This window comes from Aeromicrobium fastidiosum (genome assembly GCF_017876595.1).
GTDB lineage: Bacteria > Actinomycetota > Actinomycetes > Propionibacteriales > Nocardioidaceae > Aeromicrobium > Aeromicrobium fastidiosum.
In genome coordinates this window covers 589,872-601,988 of the sequence record NZ_JAGIOG010000001.1, presented here as the reverse complement: position 1 = coordinate 601,988, position 12,117 = coordinate 589,872, and the positions used below count along the sequence as shown (strand labels likewise).

The following is a 12,117-nucleotide window of genomic DNA, read 5'->3' as shown; positions in this document are numbered from 1 at the left end:
GTGGGGCGGTATGGCTGGCTCATAGCGTCGGAGCATGACGATCCTGCTGAGCGATCCCCGTGTCCGCGCCGTACCGCTGCACGAGTGCGCGGAGCCGCTGGTGGCACACCCCGATGGCCGCGACGGGACGGTGCTCGTGCGCTCCGGGCTCGCCGCGCGCCTGGCCCGTGCCCAGCTTGGCCTGGGCCCGCACCTGCGGCTGCACGTTGTCGAAGGGGTGCGCGACATCCTCGTCCAGCAGGAGATCATCGACACCTACGCGTCGTCGCTGCGCGCGATTCACCCCGGCATCTCGTCGGCCGACCTGGCGACGCTGACCAGCCGGTTCGTCGCGCCGGTCGACGTCGCTCCGCACGTGGCCGGTGCCGCGGTCGACGTGACGTTGCTCGGCCCCGACGGCGTCGAGCTCGACATGGGCACGCCGATCGACGCGACGCCCGAGCAGAGCGCCGGCGCCTGCTACCTCGACGCGCGCGGGCTGACCGCCGAGGTGCGCGCGCACCGTCGCCTCCTCGCGCAGGCGCTGGGCACAGCCGGTCTCGTCAACTACCCGACGGAGTGGTGGCACTGGAGCTACGGAGACCGGTACTGGGCGCTCGTGACGGGTGCTCCCGCGGCGCTGTACGGCCCCGTCGGGCTCGCGAGCGCCGCATGACGACGATGCTGCACGGCCACGACACGGCGACCACGACGGCGCCGGTGGCGACGGTCGACCTCGGGGCGGTGGCCGCCAACACCCGCGTGCTCGCCGTGCGAGCCGGCGGTGAGCTCATGGCGGTCGTCAAGGCCGATGGCTTCGGTCACGGCGCGGTGCCCGTCGCCCGGACGGCCCTGGCGCACGGGGCCACGTGGCTCGGCGTGACGAGCATCGTCGAGGCCGTGCAGCTGCGGGAGGCCGGCATCACGGCGCCCGTCCTGAGCTGGCTCAACCCGCTGTCGGGCGACTTCGCGACGGCTCTGCGGCACCGCATCGACCTCGCCGTGCCGGGCGCGGCCCACCTGGCGTTGGTCGCGGGTGCCGCCGAGACGGCGGGCGTCCGGGCGCGCGTGCACCTGCACCTCGACGTCGGCATGGCCCGTGACGGCGCGAGCCCCGCGGAGTGGCTGGCGCTCTGCCGTCGTGCGCACGACCTCGAGCGGCAGGGGTTCGTGGACGTCGTGGGCGTCATGGGGCACCTGGGCGGTGCCGGCGAGGTCGCGGACGGCCTGGCGCGGTTCGGCCACGGGGTCGACGTGGCGCGCTCCGTGGGCCTGCGCCCGCGCGTCCGTCACCTGGCGGCGACCGGGGCGCTGCTCGACCATCCGGACACGCACCTCGAGCTGTGCCGGGTCGGTGCCGGCCTGTACGGCATCGACCCGACGGGCCGGGCCGGCCTACGGCCCACCATGACCCTCACGGCACCCGTCGTGACGGTGCGCGACGTCGCCGCCGGGACCCCCGTCGGCTACGGCGGCACGTGGTCGACGCCGACCGCGACGCGGCTGGCGCTGCTGCCGCTCGGCTACGCGGACGGGCTGCCCCGCGCCGCCTCCGGGCGCGCCGAGGTGCTCCTGCGCGGACGACGGGCGCCCGTCGTCGGGACGATCTCGATGGACCAGGTCGTCGTCGACGTGGGCGATCTGCCCGTCCGGCCCGGAGACGTCGCGGTCGTCCTCGGCCCGGGAGGCCTGGGTGGCACGGGCGAGCCGACCGCCGCCGAGTGGGCCGCCTGGGCCGGCACGATCGAGCACGAGATCCTCACCGGCATCGGCCACCGCGTGCAGCGGGTCGTCCGATGACGCGGCGCACGCGGGTCGCGGTCGTGGGAGGAGGTGCGAGCTGCGAGCACGACGTGTCCCTGGCGTCGGCGGCGTCCGTGGCGGGCTCGCTCGATCCCGCCCGCTTCGAGGTCCTGGCCCTGACGATCGGCCGGGACGGGCGCTGGAGCACAGCGGGCGGGGCGTCGCTGGGTCCCTCGGTCGCGGTCTCGCTGGCACGGGCGGTCGACCTGCTCGGCGGGTGCGACGTCGTGGTGCCGGTCGTGCACGGTCCTCACGGCGAGGACGGCACGCTGGCGGCGCTGTGCGACCTGACCGGCGTCCCCTGCGCCGGGTCGCCGCTGCGTGCCGGTGCGCTCGCGATGGACAAGGTCGCCACCAAGCTCGTGGCCGCCTCGTTGGGCATCGGCACGGCGGCCGGGACGGTCGTCACCTCCGCCACGGCGGCGGCGCTGCGGTTCGGGGGACCCGTCGTGGTCAAGCCGATCGCCGCCGGGTCGAGCCACGGGCTCTCGCTCGTGACCGATGCCGCCGACCTGGCACCCGCGATCGCGGCGGCGCTGCTGCTGGACGACCGCGTGCTGGTCGAGGAGGTCGTGACGGGCCGCGAGATCGACGTCGCGGTGTTGGCGACACCGGACGGGGGCCGGGTCGTCGGCCCGCCGCTCGAGATCGTCGTGCCCGACGGACGACTGTTCGACACCACCACGAAGTACGACGGGGCCGCCGACTTCAGGCTGCCCGCGCTCCTCGACGACATCAGCCTGGAGCAGCTGCGGACCCACGCCGTCGCCATGTTCGACGCGCTGGGCTGCGCCGGGGTGGCGCGCATCGACTTCTTCGCGACGAGCCGTGGCTGGGTGCTCAACGAGGTCAACACGATGCCGGGCCTGACCGAGCAGTCGCAGGTCCCGAAGATGTTCGCCGCCGCTGGGATGCCCTACCCCGAGCTGCTCGCGGCCCTGGTAGACGAGGCGGTGGCGCGGTGACAGGCACCGGGAGCCTCCCATCGTGGTTCGATGGCCATGACATGTGCGCCCACACCCGGCAGGAGGCCCCGCCATCGACACGCTGACCGTCGCCCGCCGGTGGGCCCCTGACGCGGCGATCGGCCTGGCGGTGCTGGTGGTCGGCGTCTGGACCATCGTGGCCCCGGACGGCTACTCCATGTCGTCCGAGAGCGACAGGCTCCTGCTCACCGTCTGCTTCGCGGTCGCGGCCAGCCTCTACCGGGCGGCGCCCCACGTCGCGCTCGCCGGGGTGTGGCTGACTTGCTTCTACCAGCTCGCCGACGGTGTCAACCTGGTCTACGCCGAGCTGGCGGTCGCGCTGGTGGCCTATGGCGCGGCACGCCACGGCAGCACCGCGACGCTGTGGGTCAGTGGACTGTCGATCCCCGTCGGCATGCTCGCGGGCGCGCTCTACGTCCTCGCCCGGCCCTACGTCATCACCGACATCATCGGCCAAGGCGTGCTGCTGCGCGGCGACATCGTGGCGTCGCAGGGCGTACTGATCGCCCTCGTGGCGCTGATGCCGCTCGTGCTGCCGTGGCTCGTAGGTCTGCTGCTGCGCGTGCGCGTGACGTCGCGAGCCGAGACCGCGGTCGCCCGCACGGGCCGCGAGCAGGCCGAGCAGCAGCAGCTCGCGGCCGAGGAGGTCGCCCGGCTGCGGGCCGACCAGGCGGCGTTGGCCCGCGACGTGCACGACGTCGTCGGCCACTCCCTCGCGGTCATCCTGGCGCAGGCCGAGTCGGCCCAGTTCCTGCCCGACGACGACGTCGCCCGCGTCAAGCAGACCCTCGCGGCGATCGCCGGGTCCGCCCGCGAGTCGCTGCAGGACGTCCGGCGGGTGCTCGCCAGCACGAGCGACTCCGCCCTGACCGTGAGCCTGCCCGAGGGTGGTCTCGACCGCCTGCTCGAGGGCGTCGAGGCCTCGGGGCACGAGGTCGTCGGCTCGGTGTCGGGGACGCCCCGCCCGCTCCCGCCAGATCTCGACGTCATCGCCTTCCGGGTGCTGCAGGAGATGCTGACCAATGCGCTCAAGCACGGGCGACGCGGCGAGCCGATCCACGTCGACCGCCAGTGGCACGACGACCTGCGGCTCGAGGTCGACAACGTCGTCGACGGTGCGGCGGGCTCCGGGCCCCTCGGCGAGGGCTTGGGGCTCCCGGGCATGCGGCGACGGCTCGAGTCGGTCGGTGGCCGGCTCGACACGCGCCGGCGGCAGCGGGACGGGGTGCCGTCGTGGACCGCGACCGCGTGGATCCCGCTGCGTCCAGGAGCTGACAGGGTGGGGTCATGACCATCCCCGTCCGCGTCGTGCTGGTCGACGACCAGGAGCTGTTCCGAACGGGGGTCGGCATCATCATCGACGCCCACGACGACATGGAGGTCGTCGGGTCGGCTGCCGACGGCATCGAGGGCGTGCGACTGGTCGACGAGCTCGCGCCCGACGTCGTGCTGATGGACATCCGCATGCCTGAGCTCGACGGTGTCGAGGCGACGCGCCAGATCTTCTCGCCGGCGCGGGCAGCGGCCCGCACCCGTCCCGTGCGCGTCGTGGTGCTGACGACGTTCAACCTCGACGACCGCGCCGCGACGGCGATCCGCTACGGGGCCAGTGGGTTCCTGCTCAAGGACGCCACCCCTGCGATGCTGACCGATGCGATCCGCACGGTGCACGCGGGCAACGCGGTGCTCGCGCCCGACGACCTCACGTCGCTGATGGAGGGCCGGTTCCGCAGCCGGACGCCCGTGCCGGCCGGCTACCGCGAGCTGACCACCAAGGAGCAGGAGATCTTCGTGCTGCTGGCCGCCGGCCTCAGCAACGCAGAGGTGTCGGGTCGCCTGTTCCTCAGCGAGTCGACCGTCAAGACCCACGTGGGAGCGATCCTGCGCAAGCTCGACCTTCGCGACCGCGTGCAGATCGTGGTGTTCGCCCACGAGCACGGGCTGGTCTGACCGCAGCCCCACCGGCAGCCGGCTACTTGTCGATGTCGCCGACGACGAAGAACATCGACCCCAGGATCGCGACGAGGTCGGCCACGACGGTGCCCGCCACGATCTCGGGCAGCACCGCCACGTTGTTGAACGACGCGGTGCGCAGCTTGAGCCGCCACGGGGTCTTCTCGCCGCGCGACACGAGGTAGTAGCCGTTGAGGCCCAGCGGGTTCTCGGTCCAGACGTACGTCGATCCCTCGGGGGCCTTGAGGATCTTCGGCAGTCGGACGTTGACGGGTCCGGGCGCGAGCTCGGCGAGCCGGGCCAGGCAGGCGCCGGCGAGGTCGAGCGACACCTTGGTCTGCTCGAGCAGCACCGCGAACCGGGCGTGGCAGTCGCCCTCGGTGCGCACCGGCACCCGCAGGACGTCCTGCAGCTCGCCGTAGGCCAGGTAGGGCTCGTCGCGGCGCAGGTCGAGGTCGAGGCCGGAGGCCCGGGCGATGGGTCCGGAGACGCCGTAGGCCTGCACCAGCTCGGGCGACAGCACGCCGATGCCGACCGTGCGGGCCCGGAAGATCTCGTTGCCCAGGATCAGCTGCTCGAGCTCGTCGAGTCGCGAGCGCACCGTCGCGATCGCGGCCGACGCGCGTCCGGTCCACCCGGCGGGGATGTCCTCCTTGAGGCCGCCGACGCGGTTGAACATGTAGTGCATCCGCCCGCCGGAGACCTCCTCCATGACCTCCTGGATCGTCTCGCGCTCGCGGAACGCGTAGAAGATCGGCGTGATCGCGCCGAGCTCGAGCGGGTAGGAGCCGAGGAACATCAGGTGGTTGAGCACGCGGTTGAGCTCGGCCAGCAGGGTGCGGATCCAGGTGGCCCGCTCGGGTACCTCCATGCCGAGCATGTCCTCGACGGCCAGGGCGACGCCGAGCTCGGACGAGAAGGCGCTGAGCCAGTCGTGGCGGTTGGCCAGCACGATGATCTGCCGGTAGTCGCGCACCTCGAAGAGCTTCTCGACGCCCCGGTGCATGTAGCCGATGATCGGCTCGCAGGCCTTGACGCGCTCACCGTCCAGCGTCAGGCGCAGGCGCAGCACGCCGTGGGTCGCGGGGTGCTGCGGCCCGATGTTGAGCACCATGTCGGTCGTGGCGAAGCCCGTGCCCGGTCCTCCAGACCCGACGCTGGCGGTGACCTCGGTCATGAGCGGCCGAGCAGCCGCTTGAGCCAGCGACCGACGCGGCGCAGCGCGATGTAGGGCGAGCCCCGCTCGACCAGCTCGAGACGGGCGTAGAGGGTCTCGATCTCGCCGGCCTGGCGCTGCACCTTGGCGTGGAGTCGGGCATGCCGGCTGCCCGCGCCGCTCCAGACTGGGTGCTCCCACGGCTGCCGGTAGGCCTGCGGATGACGCGTGATGTCGAGCACCATGCCGTCGCGCAGCCACTGCAGGCGCGAGGCGATCTCGTGTCCGTCGCCCGCGACGAGCGGGTGCACCGGAGGCGGGAAGGTCGCCGCCGCGAGGTCGGCCTCGAACGTCCCGGTGCCGCTGCCCTCGGCCCAGATGTGGTCGAGCCCGTTGCGGTCGAGGAACGCCGTGAACCGGTCGAAGCCGTGGGGCAGCTCGGCGTTGAACTCGGTCATGTCGGTCGCGGCGTACAGCTCGTCGGCGCGCACGTCGGCCTCGAACGACGGGGTCAGCGTGTACGGCATGCGGTGGTGCTCGGCCAGCTCGAGGGTGCGTGAGTCGTGGGCCAGCAGGTGCGCCGGCGTTCCGCCCAGCAGCGCCGCGACGTTGCCGTGGAACCGGGTGCCGTAGGCGAAGTGCTGCGTCGCCATGAAGTCGTACCAGGGCCAGGTGTCGAGGAACAGCCGGATGCGGTCCTGCTGGTAGAGCGGGTGGTCGAGGTGCACCGGCACGAGTGGGTCGTGGACGTGCGGGAACGGGACGCCCCACAGCAGCATCCGCAGGTCGTGGGCGTCCTGGCCGATGTAGGTCAGGTGGGGGTGGCGCTCGGCCTGGGTCGTCGCGAAGGCCCCGATGCCCGGCACCTCCGGCGTCAGGTTGAGCGCGAGCGGGCTGTCGTCCCCGATCGCGTCGACGCGCTTGTCGACCCGGAAGTCGCGGCCGTGCAGGAACAGCGAGGGGCAGCCGATGACGTCGATCGAGGAGTCGGGGAAGCCGAGGCTCAGCAGGTACGACCGGGTGAACTCGCCGCGCACGCCGATCGACGCCGAGCGATCGAGCACGAGGCCGACGAACTTCTTGACCGTGTCGTTGACCGGTGCGAGGGCCTCGATGCCGTGCCCGTGCGGCGCCTGGGCGCCGATGCCGGTGACCGTGACCGGGATCTTGAGGCCCTCGAGCAGCTCGGAGAGCCGGTCGAGCCGTGGTGCGAACTCGGCGCGGAACGCATTGGCCATCGGGATGACGAAGTGGTCGAACTCGGCGTTGACGCGGGCCGCGTCGCCCGGCTCCGGGGGCACCCGCTCGGACAGCGTCGAGTTGGAGACGAGCTCGGCGCCGTCGACCGACAGGGTCTTCCACATCGAGTGCTGGAACAGGTAGTTGCCGCTGTTGCTGTTGAAGACGTCCTGCGTCAGGGTCGACTCGGCCACGACGGGGGTGAACGGGTCCTTGCCGGACCGGATCAGCAAGCGGCTCATGGGGCCGATCCTTCCATGCGGGTGTCGGTGACGACCCACCAGAAGTCGCCCAGGCCGCCCCGCGCCGTCAGCTCGGCGGCCTCGCCGGCCCGGGACAGGGCGCGGACGTACGCCGCGGGATCGTCGTGGGCGAGCTGGATCGGCGGACGCCCGCCGTCGACGCCCAGCTCGGCGAGCGCGTCCCGCTGGCGCACGAGCCGGCCACCGACCGCGTCGGCCACGGCGTCGACCGCGACGTCGGCCGTCACGTCGCGGCTGCCGTCGAGCCGCACGTCGACCTCGCGGCCGCCCGCGTACGAGCGCACCGTGCCGAAGGGCGGCCGGTCGCCGCGCAGGTGGCCGTAGTCGATCGCGATCGCCACACCGTCGACCCGGGCGACCGCATCGGCCCACGCGGCGTCGCGGGGGCCGCCGTCCTCGGCGCGCTCGCCGGGCGTCGAGAGCGGCCACCAGCGCCGGAGCCAGGCCGAGTCGTGCACGTCGCCGAGGGTCTCGTCGCCCGTCGCCGGGTCGACCAGCACTTCGCGCACGGTGCCGTCGTCGGCGCGCTCGACGACGGTGCACGGCAGGTTGTCGAGCCACTCGTTGGCGACCAGGAGGCCATCGACGCGCGCGGGCAGCTCGGTCGTCCAGGCGATGTCGTCCGGCAGGTCGGCCGGACGGTCGGCGACCTCGACGCCGATCAGCTCGACGTCCTGCCCGAGGAGAGGGCGCAGGGCCACGAGCAGCTCGCCGCGGCCCGACCCGAGGTCGACGACGGTGCAGGCACCGACCTGCCGGGCCAGCTCGGCCACGGCCTCCGCGAACGTCCCGACGTGGGCGCTGGTGCGGAAGTGGTCGACCGGCGCGGACGTGCGGAAGAAGCCGTCGTCGCCGTAGAGCGCGGTCTCCCACGCCGTCCGCCACGAGACCCGGTGCGCCGTCACGCCGCCAATCTAGGGCACGTCGGCCCGGCCGATCAGGCCTTCTCGTTATGCTCGGCGCGTGACCACCACCGGGCGGCGAGGGGTGCGGCGTGCCGCCGCTGCGGCGCGACGGCGCTGGCGCAACCGCGACAGCCCCCTGCTCAGCGTCGTGGTCCCGGTCTACAACGCGGCCGACCTCGTCGAGGAGTCGTTGCAGTCGGTGCTCGACCAGCAGTACCGCAACGTCGAGATCGTCGTGGTCGACGACGGCTCGACCGACGACAGCCTCGCGGTGGTGCGGGCCTTCGCGGCCCGGAACCCCCGGGTGACGGTGCTGAGCCAGGCCAACGGCGGCGTCGGCGTCGCCCGCCGCACGGGCACCGAGGCGGCGACGGGGGAGTACCTCACGTTCGTCGACTCCGACGACACCGTGACCCGCACCGGCATCCAGGTCGCGATGGACGGCCTGCGCCACAGCGGCTCCGACGTCGCGGTCATGCCGTACCAGCGCCGCGAGGGCGACGTCATCCGCCCCGCGGCCCCGTGGATCCGGGCCGTCCACGCGCGTCCGGCCGCGGGCGTCGTGCTGGCCGACCGTCCCGACGTGCTGGTTAACGCGATCCCGGGCGGCAAGATCTTCCGCCGCGCGTTCTGGGACGAGCACGGCTTCGTCTACCCCACGGTGCTGCTCGCGGGTGACCAGCAGGTCGCCGCCGAGGCCTTCCTGAAGGCCCGGACGCTCGACATCACCGGCGTCCCGGGCTACACGTGGCGGCGCATGGCGACCTCGATCTCGCAGGGTCACGTGACCGCCGCCGCCGTGCACGCCCGCCACGACGCGATGGACCGGGTGCTCGAGATCCTCGAGCCGCTGCCGGCCGTCCGTGAGGAGCGCGTCCTGCAGTACCTGCGGCACAACGTCCCCAACTCGCTGCTCAAGCTCGAGCGGGCCGACGACGACTACCTCGCGGCACTGGTCGAGCGCGTCCCGCACGTCGTAGCGGCGGCCCCGCCGGATCGCTATGCCGCCGAGATCCCCGCGCAGTACCGGGTGCTGCACGCCCTCCTGGCCGCGGACGACCGCGACGCGGTGTGGCGATACGTGGCCGCCGAGGGCATGCAGCCCGAGATGCACCCGTCGGGCGACGAGCCGCACGGGCACACGGTCTACCTGCCGGGCTGGGGGCGCGACGCCGTCGCGCCGGAGGCCTACGTGCTGACCGCCGAGCAGACCGCGGCAAGGGCGATCGTCCGGTCGGCGCACCGCGACGGTGCCGACCTCGTGCTCGACGTGGCCGCGTGGTACCCGAACGTCGAGCTGTCGGCGCCGCAGCTGGAGGTCAAGACCGATGGCGACGTGGTCGACGTCCTGGCCGGCGGCGAGCCGCACATCGTCTCGTCGAGGCAGGGTGCCGAGCGCCGCTACCTGCACTCGGGGTGGACCGTCACGCTGCGAGGCGTCGCCCGGCGGGCACCGCGCGCGCTCACGGTCACGCTGACCGACGGCGACCGCACCGGCACGGCCACGGCTCCCATCCCGCGCTGACCCCGCCCCGTCGGCCCCGTGTGATCCAGCCCACTCGGCTGCCCCATGGCGCTGCGGAGACCGAGGGATATGCTGAAGGTGTCCATTTGTCTGGTACCCGTCAGGGACTGGAACGAGAGGCACCACCCATGCATCGTCCTTCTGTGGGCGTCGTCGGGGCCGGCAAGGTCGGCTCCGTGCTCGCCGCCAGCCTGCGCTCCGCCGGCTACCCGATCGCCGGCGTCAGCGGCCGGTCCGAGGCCTCGCGCCTGCGCATCAGCACCCTGCTGCCGGGCGTGCCCGTGCTCGATCCCGAGCAGGTCGCGGCAGCGTCCGACATCCTGGTGCTCGCGGTCCCCGACGACAGCCTGATCGCCGTGGCCGAGGAGCTCGCCGCCTCGGGCGCGGTGCGTCGCGGCCAGCCCGTGCTGCACACCAGTGGCCGCCACGGGCTCGACGCCCTGGCTGCCCTCACCCGTGTCGGGGCCCGTCCCATCGCGTTCCACCCCGCCATGACGTTCACCGGCACCGCGATCGACGCCGACCGCGGACCCGTGTTCGGACTCACCGCAGCCCCCGCCGACCACGCTCTCGCCGAGGAGCTCGTCGCGGCACTCGGCGGCGTGCCGATGTGGGTCGCCGAGTCCGACCGGGCGCTCTACCACGCAGCCCTCGCGCACGGAGCCAACCACCTCGTCACCCTCGTCGCCCAGTCGATGGACCTGCTGCGCACCGCGGGTGCCGCCGATCCGGCCGCCGTCCTGCGGCCCCTGCTCGGTGCGGCGCTCGACAACGTCCTCGCCTACGGCGACGCGGCGCTGACCGGGCCCGTCGTGCGGGGCGACGTCACGACGATCCGCGCGCACGTCGACGCCCTCACAGCCTCCGACGTCGACGACGCCACGGTCGACGCGTACCTCGAGCTCGCCCGGGCGACCGCCCGTCGCGCCGAGGCCGATCACCGCATCGACGCCGCCACCGCCGGCACGATCCGCCAGGTGCTCGACGAGGCCGACTGGGACACCATGGCGCACATCGCCGCCGGGATCTGACGATGTCCGGTCCGGTCGTCGCGCGCACCCGCGCCGAGCTCGTCGAGGCGCGTGGCGGTGCCACGGTGTCGTTCGTCCCCACGATGGGGGCCCTCCACGACGGCCACGTGCAGCTGCTGAAGCACGCCCGGCCGCTGGGCCAGACGCTCGTCGCGTCGATCTTCGTCAACCCCACGCAGTTCGCGCCGGGTGAGGACTTCGACGACTACCCCCGCACGTTCGACGCCGATCTCGAGCGCTGTGCCGAGGCGGGCGTCGACGTGGTCTTCGCCCCGACCGTCCCGGTCATGTACCCGTCGGGTCTCGTCGACACCGTCACGGTCGATCCCGGCCCGCTCGGCTCGGTGCTGGAGGGGGCGACGCGGCCCACGCATTTCCGCGGCGTGCTGACGGTCGTCGCCAAGCTGTTCGGGCTCGTGCGTCCGGATGTCGCGGTGTTCGGCGAGAAGGACTACCAGCAGCTGACCCTCATCCGGCAGATGGCACGCGAGCTCGCGCTGGGCGTCGACGTCGTCGGATGTCCGACGGTCCGCGAGCCCGACGGCCTGGCCATGAGCTCGCGCAACCGGTACCTCAGCGACGACGAGCGCCAGACCGCCGCAATCCTGTCGGCGGCGCTGCGGGCCGGCGTCGCGGCGGCAGTCGGGGGACCCGACGCCGTGCTGGCCGCGGCGCACGCCGTGATCGACCCGGCCGACGTCGACCTCGACTATCTCGTGCTCACCGATCCCGAGCTCGGGCCGCCCGTGCCCGGCGCGGACGCGCGGCTGCTCGTCGCGGCCCGTGTCGGCAGGCCCCGACTCCTCGACAACATCGCCCTGACCCTCGGAGGTCCCGCATGATCCGCACCATGATGAAGTCCAAGATCCACCGCGCCACCGTCACGCAGGCCGATCTGCACTACGTCGGCTCGGTGACGGTCGACCTCGACCTGCTCGACGCGGCCAACCTGCTGCCCGGCGAGCTCGTCCACATCGTCGACATCGACAACGGCAACCGGCTCGAGACCTACACGATCGCCGGCGAGCGGGGCTCGGGCGTCATCGGCATCAACGGTGCCGCCGCCCGGCTCGTGCACCCCGGCGACCTCGTCATCCTGATCGCCTACGCGCAGCTCGAGGACGCCGAGGCGCGCACGTTCCAGCCCAACGTCGTCTTCGTCGACGCCGACAACCGCATCATCGGCACCGGCAACGACCCGGCCGAGGCCTTGCCGGGCACGGGCCTGACCCGGGGCGACGTCATCGCCAACCCGTACGCAGCCCACCGATGAGCCG

12 protein-coding genes are annotated in these 12,117 nt (G+C 73.1%); 9 read left to right on the top strand and 3 right to left on the bottom strand.

Annotation, left to right across the window (positions count from 1 at the left end; genetic code table 11):
• Positions 1 to 34 precede the first annotated feature (34 nt).
• The 5 genes from JOF40_RS02995 to JOF40_RS02975 are packed head-to-tail and all read left to right on the top strand — an operon-like array spanning position 35 to position 4,718.
• Complete coding sequence (locus JOF40_RS02995; protein WP_129179973.1) at positions 35 to 655, top strand: M15 family metallopeptidase; 621 nt, start codon at positions 35 to 37, stop codon at positions 653 to 655.
• Positions 652 to 1,779, top strand: coding sequence for an alanine racemase (gene alr, locus JOF40_RS02990; protein WP_129179972.1), 1,128 nt, complete (start codon positions 652 to 654; stop codon positions 1,777 to 1,779). Before JOF40_RS02995 ends, alr begins: the two co-directional genes overlap by 4 nt.
• Positions 1,776 to 2,747: a D-alanine--D-alanine ligase family protein gene (locus JOF40_RS02985; protein ID WP_129179971.1), complete on the top strand. Its 972-nt coding sequence runs from the start codon at positions 1,776 to 1,778 to the stop codon at positions 2,745 to 2,747. The genes alr and JOF40_RS02985 overlap by 4 nt, the downstream gene beginning before the upstream one ends.
• Before the next feature lie 43 nt (positions 2,748 to 2,790).
• The gene (locus JOF40_RS20150) at positions 2,791 to 4,059 is read left to right on the top strand and encodes a sensor histidine kinase (RefSeq protein WP_129179970.1); all 1,269 of its coding nucleotides are present in this window, start codon (positions 2,791 to 2,793) and stop codon (positions 4,057 to 4,059) included.
• On the top strand, positions 4,056 to 4,718 hold the full coding sequence (locus JOF40_RS02975) for a response regulator (protein WP_129179969.1): 663 nt from the start codon (positions 4,056 to 4,058) through the stop codon (positions 4,716 to 4,718). Before JOF40_RS20150 ends, JOF40_RS02975 begins: the two co-directional genes overlap by 4 nt.
• Before the next feature lie 22 nt (positions 4,719 to 4,740).
• On the opposite strand, the gene JOF40_RS02970 is transcribed toward JOF40_RS02975, so the two are convergent.
• The 3 genes from JOF40_RS02970 to JOF40_RS19555 are packed head-to-tail and all read right to left on the bottom strand — an operon-like array spanning position 4,741 to position 8,284.
• Positions 4,741 to 5,898 carry an NADH-quinone oxidoreductase subunit D gene (locus JOF40_RS02970; protein WP_129179968.1) on the bottom strand — a complete coding sequence of 386 codons (1,158 nt, stop codon included), beginning with the start codon at positions 5,896 to 5,898 and terminating at the stop codon, positions 4,741 to 4,743.
• The gene (locus JOF40_RS02965) at positions 5,895 to 7,358 is read right to left on the bottom strand and encodes a polysaccharide pyruvyl transferase family protein (RefSeq protein WP_129179966.1); all 1,464 of its coding nucleotides are present in this window, start codon (positions 7,356 to 7,358) and stop codon (positions 5,895 to 5,897) included. Before JOF40_RS02965 ends, JOF40_RS02970 begins: the two co-directional genes overlap by 4 nt.
• Entirely contained in the window at positions 7,355 to 8,284 is a 930-nt protein-coding gene (locus tag JOF40_RS19555) for an SAM-dependent methyltransferase (protein WP_129179964.1), read from the bottom strand. Before JOF40_RS19555 ends, JOF40_RS02965 begins: the two co-directional genes overlap by 4 nt.
• A gap of 58 nt (positions 8,285 to 8,342) precedes the next feature.
• Between JOF40_RS19555 and JOF40_RS02955 the strand changes: the two genes are divergently transcribed.
• The 4 genes from JOF40_RS02955 to panD all read left to right on the top strand — a co-directional run bounded on the left by JOF40_RS02955 (position 8,343) and on the right by panD (position 12,113).
• On the top strand, positions 8,343 to 9,809 hold the full coding sequence (locus JOF40_RS02955; RefSeq protein WP_246152703.1) for a glycosyltransferase family 2 protein: 1,467 nt from the start codon (positions 8,343 to 8,345) through the stop codon (positions 9,807 to 9,809).
• Between the two features lie 128 nt (positions 9,810 to 9,937).
• Positions 9,938 to 10,840 (top strand): Rossmann-like and DUF2520 domain-containing protein, encoded by a 903-nt coding sequence (locus JOF40_RS02950; protein ID WP_129179962.1) that lies wholly within the window; start codon positions 9,938 to 9,940, stop codon positions 10,838 to 10,840.
• 2 nt (positions 10,841 to 10,842) lie between these two features.
• Positions 10,843 to 11,682 (top strand): pantoate--beta-alanine ligase, encoded by an 840-nt coding sequence (gene panC, locus JOF40_RS02945; protein WP_129179960.1) that lies wholly within the window; start codon positions 10,843 to 10,845, stop codon positions 11,680 to 11,682.
• Positions 11,679 to 12,113, top strand: a complete 435-nt coding sequence (panD, locus tag JOF40_RS02940; protein ID WP_129179958.1) for an aspartate 1-decarboxylase — start codon at positions 11,679 to 11,681, stop codon at positions 12,111 to 12,113. Before panC ends, panD begins: the two co-directional genes overlap by 4 nt.
• Positions 12,114 to 12,117: the final 4 nt, after the last annotated feature.